This is a genomic window from Ruegeria sp. YTSC003, assembly GCF_059609785.1.
In genome coordinates this window covers 1-14,794 of the sequence record NZ_JBXWMK010000028.1, presented here as the reverse complement: position 1 = coordinate 14,794, position 14,794 = coordinate 1, and the positions used below count along the sequence as shown (strand labels likewise).

At 55.6% G+C, this 14,794-nt stretch carries 17 protein-coding genes, 1 pseudogene and 1 riboswitch; of the genes and pseudogenes, 10 read left to right on the top strand and 8 right to left on the bottom strand.

Annotated elements, in window-relative coordinates:
* Positions 1-31 precede the first annotated feature (31 nt).
* Both AC2FFH_RS22895 and AC2FFH_RS22890 read right to left on the bottom strand, forming a co-directional pair.
* Positions 32-643, bottom strand: a complete 612-nt coding sequence (locus tag AC2FFH_RS22895) for a hypothetical protein (RefSeq protein ID WP_496845394.1) — start codon at positions 641-643, stop codon at positions 32-34.
* Between the two features lie 254 nt (positions 644-897).
* Positions 898-1,578, bottom strand: a complete 681-nt coding sequence (locus tag AC2FFH_RS22890) for an acyltransferase family protein (protein WP_496845395.1) — start codon at positions 1,576-1,578, stop codon at positions 898-900.
* A gap of 308 nt (positions 1,579-1,886) precedes the next feature.
* A riboswitch (cobalamin riboswitch) is annotated at positions 1,887-2,097 on the top strand.
* Between the two features lie 139 nt (positions 2,098-2,236).
* Here AC2FFH_RS22890 and AC2FFH_RS22885 point away from each other — a divergent pair.
* The 3 genes from AC2FFH_RS22885 to AC2FFH_RS22875 are packed head-to-tail and all read left to right on the top strand — an operon-like array spanning position 2,237 to position 4,876.
* A complete protein-coding gene (locus AC2FFH_RS22885; RefSeq protein WP_496845393.1) occupies positions 2,237-3,085 on the top strand; it encodes a metal ABC transporter ATP-binding protein in 849 nt (282 codons plus the stop codon).
* On the top strand, positions 3,078-3,980 hold the full coding sequence (locus AC2FFH_RS22880) for a metal ABC transporter permease (protein ID WP_282121289.1): 903 nt from the start codon (positions 3,078-3,080) through the stop codon (positions 3,978-3,980). Before AC2FFH_RS22885 ends, AC2FFH_RS22880 begins: the two co-directional genes overlap by 8 nt.
* Positions 3,977-4,876: a metal ABC transporter solute-binding protein, Zn/Mn family gene (locus AC2FFH_RS22875; protein WP_496845392.1), complete on the top strand. Its 900-nt coding sequence runs from the start codon at positions 3,977-3,979 to the stop codon at positions 4,874-4,876. The genes AC2FFH_RS22880 and AC2FFH_RS22875 overlap by 4 nt, the downstream gene beginning before the upstream one ends.
* Before the next feature lie 80 nt (positions 4,877-4,956).
* On the opposite strand, the gene AC2FFH_RS22870 is transcribed toward AC2FFH_RS22875, so the two are convergent.
* Together AC2FFH_RS22870 and AC2FFH_RS22865 are read right to left on the bottom strand one after the other, a co-directional pair.
* On the bottom strand, positions 4,957-5,199 hold the full coding sequence (locus AC2FFH_RS22870; protein ID WP_496727356.1) for a hypothetical protein: 243 nt from the start codon (positions 5,197-5,199) through the stop codon (positions 4,957-4,959).
* Positions 5,200-5,385: 186 nt separating this feature from the next.
* Complete coding sequence (locus AC2FFH_RS22865; protein ID WP_496741923.1) at positions 5,386-6,297, bottom strand: LysR family transcriptional regulator; 912 nt, start codon at positions 6,295-6,297, stop codon at positions 5,386-5,388.
* A gap of 170 nt (positions 6,298-6,467) precedes the next feature.
* Here AC2FFH_RS22865 and AC2FFH_RS22860 point away from each other — a divergent pair, with 170 nt between their 5' ends.
* From AC2FFH_RS22860 to AC2FFH_RS22835, 6 genes are all read left to right on the top strand, one after another.
* Positions 6,468-7,484, top strand: coding sequence for a TRAP transporter substrate-binding protein (locus AC2FFH_RS22860; RefSeq protein ID WP_058273760.1), 1,017 nt, complete (start codon positions 6,468-6,470; stop codon positions 7,482-7,484).
* Between the two features lie 69 nt (positions 7,485-7,553).
* Positions 7,554-8,090: a TRAP transporter small permease gene (locus AC2FFH_RS22855; protein ID WP_058273759.1), complete on the top strand. Its 537-nt coding sequence runs from the start codon at positions 7,554-7,556 to the stop codon at positions 8,088-8,090.
* 17 nt (positions 8,091-8,107) lie between these two features.
* On the top strand, positions 8,108-9,448 hold the full coding sequence (locus AC2FFH_RS22850) for a TRAP transporter large permease (protein WP_058273758.1): 1,341 nt from the start codon (positions 8,108-8,110) through the stop codon (positions 9,446-9,448).
* Positions 9,449-9,465: 17 nt separating this feature from the next.
* Positions 9,466-9,960 carry a universal stress protein gene (locus AC2FFH_RS22845; RefSeq protein WP_496741927.1) on the top strand — a complete coding sequence of 165 codons (495 nt, stop codon included), beginning with the start codon at positions 9,466-9,468 and terminating at the stop codon, positions 9,958-9,960.
* A gap of 270 nt (positions 9,961-10,230) precedes the next feature.
* Positions 10,231-10,458, top strand: coding sequence for a DUF1127 domain-containing protein (locus AC2FFH_RS22840; protein ID WP_496741928.1), 228 nt, complete (start codon positions 10,231-10,233; stop codon positions 10,456-10,458).
* Between the two features lie 51 nt (positions 10,459-10,509).
* The gene (locus AC2FFH_RS22835) at positions 10,510-10,713 is read left to right on the top strand and encodes a DUF1127 domain-containing protein (RefSeq protein ID WP_472722265.1); all 204 of its coding nucleotides are present in this window, start codon (positions 10,510-10,512) and stop codon (positions 10,711-10,713) included.
* A gap of 71 nt (positions 10,714-10,784) precedes the next feature.
* Here the strand turns inward: AC2FFH_RS22835 and AC2FFH_RS22830 are convergent, their stop codons facing one another.
* The 4 genes from AC2FFH_RS22830 to AC2FFH_RS22815 are packed head-to-tail and all read right to left on the bottom strand — an operon-like array spanning position 10,785 to position 14,287.
* The gene (locus AC2FFH_RS22830) at positions 10,785-11,927 is read right to left on the bottom strand and encodes a saccharopine dehydrogenase family protein (protein ID WP_496845391.1); all 1,143 of its coding nucleotides are present in this window, start codon (positions 11,925-11,927) and stop codon (positions 10,785-10,787) included.
* A gap of 3 nt (positions 11,928-11,930) precedes the next feature.
* Complete coding sequence (locus AC2FFH_RS22825; protein ID WP_496845390.1) at positions 11,931-12,986, bottom strand: saccharopine dehydrogenase; 1,056 nt, start codon at positions 12,984-12,986, stop codon at positions 11,931-11,933.
* A 14-nt stretch (positions 12,987-13,000) separates the two neighbouring features.
* The gene (locus AC2FFH_RS22820; protein ID WP_496741934.1) at positions 13,001-13,615 is read right to left on the bottom strand and encodes a glutathione S-transferase family protein; all 615 of its coding nucleotides are present in this window, start codon (positions 13,613-13,615) and stop codon (positions 13,001-13,003) included.
* Positions 13,616-13,636: 21 nt separating this feature from the next.
* The gene (locus AC2FFH_RS22815) at positions 13,637-14,287 is read right to left on the bottom strand and encodes a histidine phosphatase family protein (RefSeq protein ID WP_496770792.1); all 651 of its coding nucleotides are present in this window, start codon (positions 14,285-14,287) and stop codon (positions 13,637-13,639) included.
* Between the two features lie 367 nt (positions 14,288-14,654).
* On the opposite strand from AC2FFH_RS22815, the pseudogene gcvT reads away from it, so the two are divergent.
* Positions 14,655-14,794, top strand: a pseudogene (gene gcvT / locus AC2FFH_RS22810) (glycine cleavage system aminomethyltransferase GcvT); the annotation flags it as partial.

Here is a 14,794-nt window from a genome sequence, read left to right as displayed (position 1 = left end):
ATCAAACCAACCAGATGAGCCACATCCTCTCTTAGATCAGAGCGCCATCTGTCCCAAAATCCCTGACGACGGACAGCCGACCATATCTGGGCAGTAAGGTGAATGCATTGAGATTGTAACCAAAGTGTTTGGGGCCGACGAAGACGATATTGTGTTGCGCGGCAAGCCCGTTTTCAAGAAAGTGTTTGCAAGCGCCAGAAAGGTTGACGATTGGCAAGAAAGTCGCGTCAGCATTTTGTATCAAAGATTTTGTGTCATCGTCCCAAAGCCTGGGCTCGCAAACATTGAGCGCGTCGCGATAAATTAGATTTGCATCCTTCACTATGCCCATCTCAATGAGAATATTCGCAAAATCACGGGCCTGACTGTTTCCGACAATCAAAACGTTGATGCCGCTGTTCGTATCAAACTTATCTGCGTCGTATTGGCTGATGCGGTGATTATACCAAATGTGCATCCCCGCTGCGACCTCTCGATCCGTGTCGAAAACGCGTGTAGGGAAGCCTTGGCCGAGATACAGCGAAAGCCCAACAGCACACAGCGTTGCGGTCACTGCGGTGCACGAAACAACAAGGCGTGAAAGAGAGATCGCGTTTTTGTTGCGAAACGGTTGTTCGACAAAACGCCAGGTCAGATAGGACAAAAGGAATGCAAATGGTATCAAGCTGGCAAGAAAATACGGGCTGGGTTCCTCAAAGCTCGCAATGCGCGCAAATGCGAAAATTGGTTGGTGCCAGAGATACAGGCTGTAGCTGATCAGGCCAATGCCAACCAGAATTCTGATGCTCAGCAGTTTGGCGACAAAAGTGCCTTCCTTTGCATAGAGGAGAACGAGCAAAGACCCGACGACCGGAACGGCTGTCAGGTATGACGGGTGTTGCATGGTCCCGTCAAAGATCACCATGCTGCAATCACCGCTATAAGGCCAAGTAGCGAAAGACTGTTGCTCGCTCTAACCTTGCGCTTATTTTCCCAACATGCCCCCAATGCACCGAATCCGAGTTCCCAGGCGCGTGTATGCAGAAGATAAAATGTGCTCTCCGGGTGGGTTTGAACCAACAGTACGCTCGCCAGGAAACTGGACCCGATGATAGCCCAAACCAGCAGATCCGTTCTGTGTTTAAGTACCGGGTACAGGGCCATAAGCAAAAGCGGAAAAACTATGTAAAACTGTTCTTCAACTGCCAGGCTCCATGTGTGAACCAGAGGTTTGAACTCGGACGCGAGGTCCCAGTATCCACTTGTTAGCGTGAGAAGAACATTATTCAGAGAGAACATCGTGGCCACGACACTCTGGCCGAAGTTTTCCAGTGGATCGGGCAGCATGGTAAACCAAGCGATAGGAATACACACCAGTACGACGACACTCAGGGCAGGCAAGATCCGTCGGGCCCGACGCTCGTAGAACTTCAAAAGAAAGAAGCTATTTTTTCCAAGATCATCAAGGATAATAGAGGTTATTAGATATCCGCTGATAACGAAGAAAACGTCTACGCCTAAAAAACCTCCACTGAACAGGCTTATGCCGGAATGAAAAAGAACCACTGGTAAAACTGCAATGCTGCGAAGGCCATCAATTTCTTTCCGTTACAGCATTTAATCAAAACCCACTCTTGTATTTTGTGCTCGGGCCTGTGAGCTTTCGAAGCGTATCTGTCGTCAAGAGTGTGTCGAGGAACTTTGAGCCGCCGCAGCCAATCGAACAAAGTATTGGCAGGTTTATGCGTTCCGGTCGTTGCAAGACCCAGGCTGAAAACTTCTGAGTGAGCCCCGCGAAGTCACTGCCATTGCTAGCACCCTTATCGTAGAATTTTTTTGGCTGATTGGAGCCTGGTACAAATTGCCATCACCGATTGGTTCGCGCTCTTGTCGAATCAAATCAATTCGTATTTGGTCCACGTGATGGTTCCCGACTGTATTCTGCGGTCAGGGATAAAAGGGAATACGGTGCGGTTCTGTGAAAAGACCAATTCCGTGACTGCCCCCGCAACTGTAGGCGGCGAGCGACCCGAGATCGTCCACTGGGCAATAGCCTGGGAAGGATCGGGATAGCTTTGACCCGCAAGTCAGGAGACCTGCCATCCGAAATTTATGAACCTGGGCGGGGTGTCCCAGAGGGAGATGACAATGTTTCAAGCGGTCCGTACCGTGCACGACCTTGCGCTCGCTTTGCCCCTGTCCAAACACAGGAGGCGTTGCCGTTGTCATTGCAAAAAGCTGACACCCAAAGGGGTAAGTGTCTGACAGAATTCAGCGTTCCGGTGCTGGTGGCGGGGGCTCTGGCGCTGTCGGCGCTCTTGTGGCTCGCGATTTACGCGGTGATTTGATGACGGCCGTTTTACAAATCCGCGATCTGACGTTGGGCTACCGCGACCTTACATTGTTTCACCGCCTCTCCATGGATATCGCGGCTGGAACGACCCTTGCCGTTCTTGGTGCGAACGGGTCGGGCAAGAGCACTTTTGTAAAGATGCTGCTGGGCTTGATGGATCCTCTTTCGGGCAATTTGACTTGGCCGCAGGGCCGTCCTGGTGACATCGGGTACCTGGCGCAGATGACCGAATTCGACCGCCGATTTCCCATCCGTGTGAGGGATCTTGCCGCGATGGGGGCCTGGCGCGGCTTTGGTTATCGTACCGGGCTGGACGCCGCGGCGCGTGACCGGATGGCCGCCGCGCTGGATGAGGCCGGGGTACTGGATATCGCTGACCGGCCTCTGCATATGCTATCGGGCGGGCAACTGCAGCGCGCGCTGTTCGCGCGAGTTATCATGCAGGACGCGCCGCTGATCCTGCTGGATGAACCGTTTGCCGCCGTCGACCAAAGTACTGAGGCGCATCTGCTGTCGATTATACGCCGATGGCGCGATGAGGGGCGCGCGGTGGTTTTGGTGGTGCACGATCTTTCCTCGGTACTGGACTATTGCAGCCATGCGCTGCTGTTGGGCGGGCAAGAGGCGACCCATGGACCGGTAAATGACGTTCTGACACCAGACCGGCTGGTTGCGCAAGGATACCTCTCGGAAAGTCAGGCGTCCTGGATGTTCCGTGGCACCCATCCAACAGCGGAGCACGCCAATGTATGACCTGATCGTCGAAATGTGGAGCTTTGCCTTCATGCGTCGCGCTTTTGTGGCAACCACGGTCTTGTCGGCCTCGGTCGCACCGGTAGGGGCGTTTCTTGTTCTGCGTCGTCTGTCGCTGGCTGGCGAGGCCATGGCCCACGCGATTACCCCAGGCATCGTCATCGGCTTTGTCACGGCGGGCCTGTCGGTCATGTCGCTGTTGGTCGGAGGGCTTATCGCGGGTGTTGGCGTCGCCATTTTGACCGCCTTTCTGGCACGCCGGACGATCCTGCGCAGCGATGCTAGTCTTGCCTCGCTGTATCTTATCGCATTGGCGGTGGGTATCTTTATCCTGTCTGCAGCGGGGTCCGCAGTTCCACTAAAAAGCTTCCTGTTCGGATCAATCCTAGGGATCGACGACGCGTCGATGGTCCTTGTCGGAGGGGTGGCGACAGTAACTTTGTTGGCATTTGCCGTTCTGCTTCGTCCGCTGATTGTCAGCACCTGTGATCCTGTTTTCTTCGAAACTCAGACGCGCCGGCCGTGGCTGGTCGATCAGGGTTTTATGCTGTTGTTGGTTCTGAACCTGCTGGCCGCGTTTAAAACACTGGGAACGTTGATGGCCGTTGGCCTGATGATCCTGCCTGCGACCGCAGCGCGCTATTGGGCCAGTACGATCACCGGGCAACTGGTCCTGGGTTTTCTGTTTGCCTTGTCCAGTTGCTGGATCGGTCTGACACTGTCCTACTTGTTCCCGGACACGCCGTCCGGCCCGGCGATCGTTTTGGTTGCCGGTGGGTTCTTTCTGTTCTCGGCCATTTTCGGTCCCCTTGGTTTTGGCAGACGGATGCGCAAACCGTCTGTTTCCAAAGACATCCCCATTGCCCAAATTCAACAAGAAGAGAGAGCACAATGACTCTTGTGAAGTCACTCTATGCCGGCATCGCCTCTGTGTCGTTTGCTTTGGCTGCATTGCCGACCGTTGCGGCAGAAGACAACGTCAAGATCGTCGCCAGCTTTTCGATCCTCGGCGACATGGTCGAAGAGGTCGTGGGCGATCTGGCCACAGTTACGACAATCGTGGGCCCGGATGCGGATGCGCATGTGTATCAGCCTTCGGTTGCAGATGCGAAGGCCGTTGCCCAGGCGGATATCATCTTTGTCAACGGTCTGGGCTTTGAAACATGGTCCGATACCCTGATCGCTGAATCGGGCACTGACGCAACCGTGCACGTTGCCACCGACGGCATCACGCCTGTCACAGTCGAGGGCAAAATCGACCCCCACGCTTGGAACTCGCTGTCGAACGGCATGATTTACGTGACCAATGTCGCCAACGTGATGACAGAGGCGATGCCCGAGCACGCCGAAGAATTCGCAGCCAATGCCGCGGCCTATATCACGCAGCTTGAAGCGCTGGATGCAGAAACAAAAACCATGCTGGCAGGCCTGCCCGCCAATCGCCGCACGGTTGTGACCGCGCATGACGCATTTGGCTATCTGGCAGACGCCTACGGCCTGACTTTCCTTGCGCCGGTTGGCATCGACACCGAGGCAGAGCCATCGGCCAAGGATCTTGCTGTTCTGATTGATCAACTGAAGGCGGATGGTGCTGCCGCGTTGTTTGTTGAAAACATCACAAGCCCCACTTTGATTCAGCAGATCTCGGATGAAACTGGCATCGTGATTGGTGGACGGCTGTTCTCGGACGCCTTGTCGGAACGGGGTAGCCCTGCCACCAGCTACCTTGCGATGTTCCAGCACAATCTGAACACTCTGCTGAATACACTTGGGAACGCAACCGCAAGCTAATTGGTCTTCAGGCACGAGGCGGTGCTTGAGCCGCCGCCTCATACGGTGCTTTGGAACACTGGGTTTTGGGAAAACGTCGCTTAGTCCGGCTTCCAGCCGTCTTCGTATTCTCCCAAAGTACGGGAAAGATCCAATAGCGAGGCGAAAAATCTTGCGTAAACGTCCCGTGACATCATCGTCTTGTTGTCATCCAACACCTGCAAAAGATCGACAACGCCCGAGGCAAAGGCGTCATAGACCAACTGGTCCGCAGGCGTGGGGTCCAAGGTCCATATGTCATGCGTGTTATAATACCCTGCGGGTTGGGGGTCGTCGTCTATCATGTGTCCGCCTCATTTTGATGCCGCACATGTAAGTGAGAGGAAGGCGAACGCTAGTGATGTGGCGGAAAGTCACAAGTTTTTGGCGGTACCAAAAACGCGACCCCAACCTTGCGTTTCAGTGCTGATAGGAAGTGAAAAGCTTCGCTTCGACCACAACCGGCATGCATTGTGTCGACCGAGAAGTTGTCAGGGTTTCGAATGTTCGCTCTGCAATACTTCCAGAAACAGTTTGGTCACCCGCGTCGGTTCAGGTTGCTTTCTGGTCACTGCAGCAAACCGGGTTCGATATTGCGTTTCGTCCGGCAACACCATCCGCATCTTTTCCTGGTCCACAAAATCCTGCGCAAGATGATCAGGCAAATAACCTATGTACCGCCCCGACAAGATAAGTATGGCCAGCGCCTGCTCGCTTTGAACTTTTGCTGAACGTTGAAAGCCCAGTTGCTGACCGACAATGAGGTTCGGAGAGTTCACGCTGAGCCCAACATAATTGTACCTGAGTAGGTCACTGGTCCTAAGTTCCCGGTCCGGTATTTCGAACAGGGGGTGTTCCCGGCCGCAATACAGGAACATGTTCTCGCCATATAACGGCGCATAGTTCAGACTTGTCGACGGGCGATGCAGCGCAATAATCCCGATGTCGAGCTGACCGCTGATAACCATGGTTTCGATCACGTTTGGCGGCTCAAGGGACAATTCGATCTGAACCGAGGGGGCGGCTTCGTTGAACCGATGAATGGCACGGGCAAGCCGGGAATCCGGGTTTGATGCACATTGATCAAACAGCGAAATGCGGATCGTTCCCCCCAACTGTTCCTTGATCTCGCTGACCTCGTTTCGAAATTGCGACACGGACACAAGCAGGTGATCTGCTGCCTGCAGCACTTTTGCGCCGTCTTCGGTCAGGGCGAAACCCGCTGGGCCGCGCGTACACAGCTTCAGGCCCAATCGCAGTTCCAGATCAGTAATATGCTTGGAAATCGTCGATTTGCCGATATTCAGCTCAACTTCGGCCGCAGACAGACCACCACTTTCCACAACCGTCTTGAAAACGCGCAGCAATCGGATGTCGCTGTCGCCGATGCGTGAGGCAACCATTTTCTACCCAATTCGTAAGGTTCGATATATATGAAACCTATCGCGCAAAGAATGGCAACATAGAAACACATTTCACGAGCTACTCTGAAAAAGCCGAGGTAGAATCGGACTGGCCATCTCTCCCCAGGTCAGCGCGCACCTCGAAACATGATAAAACTGGGAGGACATCTATGTCATTCATCAAAAAGCTTGGCACCATGACTGCTGCCGTTTCGGTCGCAGCCCTGATGGTTGCGGGCGCAGCCGACGCGAAAAACTTCAAGATTGCTGTTGGCGATAGTGCAGGCAGCGCACAAGAAGCCCTTGGCTTGGCTTTCGTTAAGGCACTCGAAGAAAAATCGGGTGGCGCACACACAGCTACACTGTTCCTGAACGGTCAGCTGGGTTCCGAGCAGGACACCGTCAACGAGGCCGCAATCGGCACGCTGGACATGTCGCTGCTGGCGATCAACAACATCACGCCGTTCTCGCCTTCGGTTGGTGTATTCACTCTGCCTTATGTGATCCTGTCCCTGGAAGATGCTGAAAAGCTGACCCAAGGCCCGATCGGTCAGGAACTGGTGGAAAACACCATTCGTGACGCAGGTGTGCGCATCATCGGCTGGACCTACACAGGTTTCCGCCGTCTGACCAACTCGAAAAAGCCTGTCAGCTCGGTTGCTGACCTGCAGGACCTGATCATCCGCGTTCCCAAGAACGAAATCATGATTGAAACCTACAAGTCCTGGGGTATCAGCCCGACTCCGATGGCATGGTCCGAGACCTTCACCGGTCTGCAAACCAAAGTTGTCGACGGTCAGGACAACCCTTACCTGACGATCAACGCAATGAAGTTCTACGAGGTCCAGAACCACGTGACCAACCTGCGTTACATCTTCTCGATCGAACCGCTGATCGTTTCGGAATCTGTTTTCCAGGGTCTGAGCGAAGAAGACCAGAAGATCATCCTGGAAGCCGGTCAGGAAGCAACTCAGATTTCCGCGCAGTTCCTGCGTGACTCTGAAGCTGCGATCAAAGAAGAGCTGACCGAAAAAGGCATGGCAATCATCGATCCTGAGAACGATGAGGCCGAGTTCATCGAACTGGCAACCGGTGCAGTATGGCCTCAGTTCTATGAGTCCATCGGCGGCGTCGAGAAACTGAACACGGTCCTCGAGGCCATCGGCCGCGAGCCCGTCCAGCAATAATCGCCAAAGAGCGAAAAGGAAAAGAGCGCTTCGGCGCTCTTTTCATCTCAGGGAGGAGGGAATTCCGCAATGTTCTGGAAATTTCTGGACAATATCGAAAGTATCATCTGCCGGATCCTGTTATCCGGCTTCGTCTGTCTGCTGTTTGTACAGATCATCGCGCGGGAAGTCTTTGGCTTTTCGTATAGCTGGATCGAAGAACTGTCAGTCTACATGTTCGTCTGGTTTGTCTACTTTGGCGCCAGCTATGCGGCATTGAAAGGCGCGCATAACCGGGTGACCTTCCAGTTCAAGTTCCTGCCCGAACGCTACATCAAGTATATCGAGGCTTTTGCTGATCTCTTCTGGCTCTTTTTCAACGTCTACTTCCTGTATCTGGCGACGGACTTTGTCTTCAACAAGATGAACAAGTTCTGGAAGTCCCAGACCCTGGGTATCGAGATGAAGTATGTCTACATGGTTCTGCCTCTCGCCTTTGCGCTGATGACCGTGCGCATCATTCAGGTGAACTATCGCCGCCTGATCAAAGGCGAAGACATCCATGATCCTGACCAGATCGACCTTGATGAAATCAAAGCTGCCACCGAAGCAGCTAAGCGCGACTGAGGCAGGGAGGAAAAACCATGGAATCCGAAATCGTCACAATCCTATTTGGATCGTTTCTTTTACTGCTGCTCATCGGTGCACCGATCACGGTTGCGCTGGGTGTGGCATCGCTGTTCTCGTTCCTTTACCTGGGCGAAAACCCAATCAAGTTCGTGCAGATTGCATTTACCTCGGTGGGCGCGTTCCCACTGATGGCGCTGCCTGCATTTATTCTGGCGGGGGCTCTTATGGAGGCCGCCGGTATCTCAAAACGCCTAATCAATGTTGCGGAAAGTCTGGCTGGTCCATTCACCGGCGGTATTTCGGCTGCAACGGTTATGGCCTGTCTGTTCTTTGGCGCCATTTCGGGCTCGGGCCCGGCAACAACCGCGGCCGTGGGGATGCTGATGATCCCAGCAATGATCGACCGTGGCTATGAGCGCGGCTATGCCTCTGCTATTACCGCTTCTTCTGGCGGCCTCGGGATTATTATTCCTCCCTCCATCCCGATGGTGATCTTCGGCATTGCCGCGCTCGGTATGGCGCCTCCGCTGGAAGCAGTTGAAAAGTTTGGCACCTTCCAGTCGGTTTCGATCTCGAAACTGTTCATCGCGGGTTTCGTTCCGGCCTTCCTGATCGCCACCAGCTTGCTGATCCTTAACTACTTCATGTCTAAAAAGCGTGGGTACAAAGGTGTGGCCGAAGGTTGGTCGCTGCGTCATGTGGCCTGCGAGATGTATCGCGGGTTCTGGTCGCTGATGGCGCCGCTGGTGATCCTGGGTGGTATCTATACCGGCTTCTTCACCCCGACCGAGGCCGCAATCGTCGCGATCTTCTACACTCTGTTCGTTGGCGTGGTCATCTATCGTGAACTGACATGGCAGTCGCTGTTCCAGTCGCTTGAAGCCACCACGTGGCTGACGGGCCGTGTTCTGCTGATCCTGTTCACTGCGACCGTGTTTGGCCGCCTTCTGGTGGAAAACCAGATCCCTGCGATCATCGCGGACTCGATGCTCAGCTTTACCGACAACCTCTATGTGATTTGGGCGCTGATCATCTTCTTCCTGCTGTTCGTCGGCATGTTCATGGAGACGCTGGCCACGATCCTGATCCTGGTTCCGGTGATGCTGCCGGTGGCCTATTCGGTTGGCATCGACCCGATCCACTTTGGTGTGGTGATGGTCTGTACGCTGGGTATCGGTTTCCAGACGCCGCCGCTGGGTGAAAACCTGTTCATCGCATCGGGTATTTCGAATATCACAATCGAGCAGATTTCGTTGCGCGCATTGCCCTTTGCGGCGGCCAATACCATCGCGATCTTCATCATTGCGTTCTTCCCTGAGCTGTCGCTATGGCTGCCAAGGCTGTTGGGCTACTGACCTGAAAGGATAATGTTATGAAACAAATGGTGACAAATATCCTGTTCGCGACCGACTTGTCGGAGAACTCGGGTCACGCCATGCGCAATGCGGCCAGCATTGCCATGGCAACAGGGGCGGAAATTCACGTCCTGCACGTGAACGAGCCCCTGTCGGACGACGCGAAGATCACGATGGACATGTTCATCCTGAACGAAGAGACCCGCAAAACCGCCGCCAAGCGTCGCCATGAGATGGTGCGCAAGGTGCTGGCCGAACGGCAGGCAAAGTTCTGGGCGCAGTTCGAAGGCGAAGACGCCAAGATTCGTGATCAGGTGACCTCGATCGAGGTCACCGACGGGCACCCGGCCGAGGTGATCCTGCGGCGCTCGGTCGAGATGGGATGCGATCTGATCGTGCTTGGTGCACATGACCACGGCTTTTCGCACACCTTCCTCGGTACAGTTGCGAAACGTGTCTTGCGTCGGTCGAATATCCCGACACTGATCGTTCCGAACCCGGACGAGGGCTAAGAATTTCCATGGGCCGCCGCGATCGTAGCGGCCCATGCTTTGTGCTGTTCCGCGAACCAATCTGGTGATGCCCGAACACCGCCTGTTCCGCATCTAACAGCCCTGTGTTCATCCCGGGCCATAGCTTTCCAAGCTACAAACCTCCGCCTCAAGTCATACCCGGCAAGTTTCGTTAACGGAGCTTAATGAAACGGTGTTCTCTCCTTAAGAACCGGTTCCTTTATTTGAGTTGTGACCAAAACCGCAATCCAAATTCAGGAGGAGAAGACCATGGAAGCGACACAGACCATCACCCCGAACCGCAACGTTTTTTCCACGCTGTTCGCGGACTATGCAGAAGCCCGAACCGAACACTTCCGCCGCAGGATTTTCGCCAAAACAGTCCACGACCTGGAGGCACTAAACGATCGCCAACTGAGCGACATCGGCGTCCCTCGGGCTGAAATCAAGCAACGCGCCTATCAAAGCGTTTATCACGGTGCACCCTATCGGCAGTAGCGACGGGCCAGCCCAAAACACGCTCGCGTAACCAGTTATGAGGTAGACCCCATGTTTGATGTCATCCCACCAAGCAAGCAATTGCCCCCCACGAATAGCGCCCTGCTGTTGTTCGACCGCGCTATGCGCATACGTGCAATCAGTTCCGAAATCGTTCGGGCTGCACAGTATCTGAACAGCTTTTCCGATCAGGAATTGTCAGAGCTGGGCATAAATCGCAGCGATATCGAAGACACGATTCAGCGCTACATCTGACAGGCTGGCAAAAGCCGGGCGATTGAAAAAAAGCGAAACAAAGCCACTCTGGCGTGCCAGAGTGGCTTTTCTTACGCGAGGTGATCCACAACCTGCAAATGCTGGGCCAGCTTGTCGATCTCGGCCATCCAGCCTTGCACCAGTTTTGGGTCGCTAGGTGCCGCATGGACACCGACGGCGATCGCACGGTTCAGGACCGCTTCGACCGCCAGCGAGACCGGGATAGACACCAGCCGCGCCATTGCCGTGCCACGCGCGTCGCCCCAGGCATCCATGACATAGGTTTTGTGCCAGACGGGGGTGCCGTTTTTCTCGGCCTTCAGCCCTACGCACAGAACCACGCGGTCCGGTTCGCCCTCGTCATAGGCGTTTTCGTCCCAGAACTGGTCCGACATTTCCTTCAGGCGCGCGTCGCCTTCGGGTCCGGATAGGGTTTCGATCTCGCTAAACACACCCGACCACGCATCAGCCCAGCCATTCAGGCGCAGGGTCCCGCGGACGAATTCCTTGACGGTCCAGTGATCCTCGAACTGATACTCTTCCATGAACGGTAGCGAGTCGCGGTTCGGATAGACTTCAAAGCTTTCCGGCGTCGGCAGGGGTGCAACATAGCTGCTGATTGCATCCCAGGGGCGGGCTACATCCAGCGGAGCATAGTCACGGATCGACTTGGACGGCGAACGCAACGCCTTGAGCACACCCAGCGGGGACCAACTGAACTTGTACCGGAACGGGTTGGGGTTCTTCGGAATGCCGCCGCAATACGAGATGAAACTCAGGTGGTTGTTCGCATCAAACGCGTCCGAGGCGCGATAGTCGGCGATCAGGGCATGTGCCATCAGGTGGTCAATACCCGGATCAAGCCCGACCTCATTCACCAGCGCCACACCGGCCTCGCGCGCCTTGTCGTCCAGCGCGCGCATCTCGGGCGCGATGTAAGAGGATGAGACAAAGTTGGCCTTTTTGGAAATCGCGAGTTCCGCCAGCGGTACGTGCCAATCGCCCGGCAGCATCGAGACGATAACGTCGCCTTTTTTCAGCACTGCGCCCAGTGCGTCGATGTCAAAGGCACGAATGTCGTCGGTCAGGTCTCCGACTTCGGCCTTGGCCTTTTCAACGGTCCGGTTCCAGACAGTGACCTTGTGTCCGCCTTCAATCAGGCGACGCAGGCCGGGGATGGCCGACAGGCCGGTGCCACACCAATGGATGGTCATCGTTCAGATCCCTTCGATATGAGATTTGTAGGTCGCCGCTGCCCGACCCCAAACGCCGCTGTCCAAATCGGTCAGGGTCAACAGGGATGGCAACAATTGCGCTGCATAATCGTCAGAGCTTTCGACCGGCAGCATCGAGGGCAGGTTGTCGATCGCCATGACATCCATCACCGGATCACTCGCAACACGCAAGGCAGGGGCGTCCCACGTGGTGGCACGGTCGTAAACCGGAACCGGGTTGTAATCGCTGTCCGGGTCGCAAGCGACATCACCGATGGCTGTCAGGTTCCGCGGGGCGGTCAACGCACCCCGTGGTACAAAAACCGGGGTGCCGGGGCGCGCAAAGATGCAGTTCAGGAACAGGTCGTGATCTAGGATTTCGGGGAAAGGCCCACCGCTGGCGGTTTCGGCCATGTCCCATTTAGTGACAGTGACACCCATTGCCTCACACAGATCAGCCGCGCCCGCGCCAACACGTCCCAAGGCACCGATGACGATGGCGCGGGGTCGATCAGAACCCGTTGCATCCAGTTCGGCAAGAAGTTCTTGGTTCAGGGCGTCTTTGCTTGGGTAAACACCAACCGGAGCGCACTCCTCTCCGCGCTGCTGTGCCGCCCACGTCTTGAGGGTGACAGCCGCACCGGCATAACCAGCCCAATATCCGAAAGCTGCGACACGGCGATCGTTTTCATCCACGAGGTATTCCAGATCGTAGAGCGTGCCTCCCCCGGCCTTAAACCGTTCCAAAAGGGCGCGACCAGAGTGCTGACCCTTGTAGGCATGACCAAACATGATGTGGCGATGGGGCAAGGGTATGCCATTCTCTGGCAGTTCCTTCAGGCCAAAGATGATTGCGTTCTGCGGCGCGTCGGGCCACGAGTTCTCTGGTGCAATCTCACAGCCCGCCGCTTTGTACCCATCTATCGGAATAGCGCGGACATGGCTTTCCTCGACTGTCACCCGGATGCCTGCCGCAACCAGGGACGCCGCGCCTTCTGGGGTCAATCCAACCCGTTCTTCATTCGGGCGTTGCTCTGCCCGGACCCAGAGATGTGTCATGCGTCGTCCTTTACTCAAATCATCCCGGCGGCGCGCACCGCCTGAACCGAGGCGCGCGCCTCCATCGCCTCGCGGAAAGCGAGGATTTTGGGAAAGGCCGACACGTCCACACCGTCACCTTCCAGCCAGCTGCACACCACGTACAGATAGGCGTCCGCCAGCGAGACCGTATCGCCCAACACAAAGGGCCCGCGCAAACCGTTTGATACGATGTACTCACAGGACGTCGTCATGGTCTGGGCGACCTTGCCGGTCATGTCTTTCCAGCTGGATTTCTTGTCAGCCCAACGGGCACCGCGCAGCTTGTGTGCGTGGTTTACATGCATGGTCGAGGCCAGATAATACATCACTTCGCGCATACGGGCCGCCATGACCGGATCGGCGGGGACCAGATTTGCGTCGGGCGCAACCGTAGCGACATATTCCAGCAACGCTCCGGTTTCAGTCAGGATACCGCCATCAACCGCCAATGCCGGCACACGGCCTTTTGGATTGATCTGCTTGTAAGCCAGTTTGGTCTGGTCGCCTTCGGCGAAGTCCAGACGGACCGCTTCATAGTCCAGACCGGCCTCCTCCAAGGCGATGGCAACGGCGATCGAAATGGTGCGGGGGGCAAAATAAAGCTGCATCAGGGGACCTCCGGGCTTGGGTTACAGATGCGTTTGGGCAAACTGCCTGTCTGGCGCTTCCAGGTGCGGGACTGCGTTGAACAGAACCGGGCTTAGCTGCGCGCCAATCGGGTGCAGACGATGCATGGAGGTATTCATGATGGCAAGAGCCACCCGCGCCATCGCAGGTATGTCCAGTCCCATGGCCTGCCTGACAACCATCGAGATCAACCCACCGGAGGTTACAACAATCGCCGGACCGCCATTGGTGCCGATGTCGCGCAAAGCGTCCGAGACGCGTGTTTCGAACTCCTCAAAGGTTTCGGGCGTTTCCTCGATCTCGCCTCTGGCCCAGGCGGCAAAAGTGCGGGGCAGATGTTCGACAAACCCTTCCCGGTCGGTCGGCACGGGGATGCCATGTTGCTCTTCATACAATTTCGAGATGGTGAAGTATTCAACCTCATTGAGGCGTGGATCACGGGAAGGCTCGGGCAGTCCCATGCTGGCGGCGGTTTCCACGTGGCGCGACAGGGTTCCGCAATAGACGCGCGGGTAGAACGCTTGTGTGTTCTGTAGATGCGCGCCCAGCCAACGGGCTTGCTGATGGCCCAGATCGCTGAGCTTGTCATAGTTTACTTCGTCACGTGCGGTGGTGTTGGCCTGCCCGTGACGCACCAGTGTGATATGTGCCATTGCGTCCCCTCTTGCGCGAAGTCTTAGGGCAGGTTCCGGGTCGGTGCCAGAGCCCTTTGGCAGAAAGCGGCTAAAAATCAGTTTGATGGTTCGGCTGTCTTTTGTTCGCCGCAGAAATTTGCCCATGGCACGTCGCATGCGATGTTGCCTAACGGAAAAAAGTTTCCTATAGGATACAAAGCTGCTGCATGCGGCCGTATACATGCCTCTGCAACGCCAGCCTCGGGGGACCAAAAGACCACCAGCAGTCGAAGCCTGTTGACTCGCTGCACAGTCCTAGGAACCTTGGTGTCAATTGGCGGCACTACCGAGATAACGTTGCAATTCATGCGGCAATATTGCCAAGGACTTAGGAAAGGTCTCTGCCATGTCTGACGCCCTCAAACGCACCCCCTTGTATGACTTGCACGTTGAGTTGGGGGGTAAGCTTGTTGATTTTGCTGGTTGGGAGATGCCTGTTCAGTATCCTTTGGGGATTATGGGGGAGCATAAGCAGTGTCGTGAGAA

What these genes read in the sequence shown, in the direction of transcription:
- AC2FFH_RS22880 (WP_282121289.1), top strand. Translation starts at nt 3,078, where the DNA reads ATGTATGACCTGATCGTCGAAATGTGGAGCTTTGCCTTCATGCGTCGC.
- AC2FFH_RS22835 (WP_472722265.1), top strand. Translation starts at nt 10,510, where the DNA reads ATGTTTGATGTCATCCCACCAAGCAAGCAATTGCCCCCCACGAATAGC.
- AC2FFH_RS22825 (WP_496845390.1), bottom strand. Translation starts at nt 12,986, where the DNA reads ATGACACATCTCTGGGTCCGGGCAGAGCAACGCCCGAATGAAGAACGG.
- AC2FFH_RS22875 (WP_496845392.1), top strand. Translation starts at nt 3,977, where the DNA reads ATGACTCTTGTGAAGTCACTCTATGCCGGCATCGCCTCTGTGTCGTTT.
- AC2FFH_RS22870 (WP_496727356.1), bottom strand. Translation starts at nt 5,199, where the DNA reads ATGATAGACGACGACCCCCAACCCGCAGGGTATTATAACACGCATGAC.
- AC2FFH_RS22860 (WP_058273760.1), top strand. Translation starts at nt 6,468, where the DNA reads ATGTCATTCATCAAAAAGCTTGGCACCATGACTGCTGCCGTTTCGGTC.
- AC2FFH_RS22820 (WP_496741934.1), bottom strand. Translation starts at nt 13,615, where the DNA reads ATGCAGCTTTATTTTGCCCCCCGCACCATTTCGATCGCCGTTGCCATC.
- AC2FFH_RS22815 (WP_496770792.1), bottom strand. Translation starts at nt 14,287, where the DNA reads ATGGCACATATCACACTGGTGCGTCACGGGCAGGCCAACACCACCGCA.
- AC2FFH_RS22830 (WP_496845391.1), bottom strand. Translation starts at nt 11,927, where the DNA reads ATGACCATCCATTGGTGTGGCACCGGCCTGTCGGCCATCCCCGGCCTG.
- AC2FFH_RS22850 (WP_058273758.1), top strand. Translation starts at nt 8,108, where the DNA reads ATGGAATCCGAAATCGTCACAATCCTATTTGGATCGTTTCTTTTACTG.
- AC2FFH_RS22845 (WP_496741927.1), top strand. Translation starts at nt 9,466, where the DNA reads ATGAAACAAATGGTGACAAATATCCTGTTCGCGACCGACTTGTCGGAG.
- AC2FFH_RS22865 (WP_496741923.1), bottom strand. Translation starts at nt 6,297, where the DNA reads ATGGTTGCCTCACGCATCGGCGACAGCGACATCCGATTGCTGCGCGTT.
- AC2FFH_RS22855 (WP_058273759.1), top strand. Translation starts at nt 7,554, where the DNA reads ATGTTCTGGAAATTTCTGGACAATATCGAAAGTATCATCTGCCGGATC.
- AC2FFH_RS22840 (WP_496741928.1), top strand. Translation starts at nt 10,231, where the DNA reads ATGGAAGCGACACAGACCATCACCCCGAACCGCAACGTTTTTTCCACG.